This window comes from Polaromonas sp. P1_G2 (assembly GCF_056405515.1).
In genome coordinates this window covers 1-571 of sequence record NZ_JBFUBY010000762.1, presented here as the reverse complement: position 1 = coordinate 571, position 571 = coordinate 1, and the positions used below count along the sequence as shown (strand labels likewise).

The following is a 571-nucleotide window of genomic DNA, read 5'->3' as shown; positions in this document are numbered from 1 at the left end:
GTGCTGGGACCGCAAGAGCATGATCTCTCGACCGCCGCCAAGGTGCAGGACAAGGCCTTTCTCGATTTCCTGCCGACCGTCTATCCGCGCTGGAAGGCGGAAGGCCGCGAGGGCACCGCACTGCCCTTCACCTGGCCGACCCGCGGCCTGCGCGGCGACAAGCTGCCGGAACATATCGACGGCCAGCTCGGCTTCTATTCCTTCGACGGCGGCTGCGGCTTTGTCGAGGGCACCTGGGACGCGATCAAATCTTCGCATGATGTGGCGCTGACCGCGGCCGGCCTGGTCAAGGGCGGCGAACGCGCGGCTTACGCGCTCTGCCGCCCGCCCGGCCACCATGCCGGCCACAATTTCATGGCCGGCTATTGCTATATCAACAATGCCGCCGTGGCCGCACAATGGTTCCTCGACCAGGGTGCCGCGCGCGTCTCTATCCTCGATGTCGATTATCACCACGGCAACGGCACGCAGGAAATCTTCTACGGCCGCTCCGACGTGCAGGTGATCAACCTGCATGCCGACCCGATGCAGGAATATCCCTATTTCCTCGGCAGCGCCGACGAGACAGGCG

The 571-nt window shown here is 64.6% G+C and carries 1 protein-coding gene; it reads left to right on the top strand.

What is annotated here, in order from left to right; all coding sequences use genetic code 11:
* The coding region (locus AC1D0P_RS27445) for an arginase family protein (protein WP_477679617.1) at positions 1 to 571 on the top strand (571 nt) is incomplete at both ends.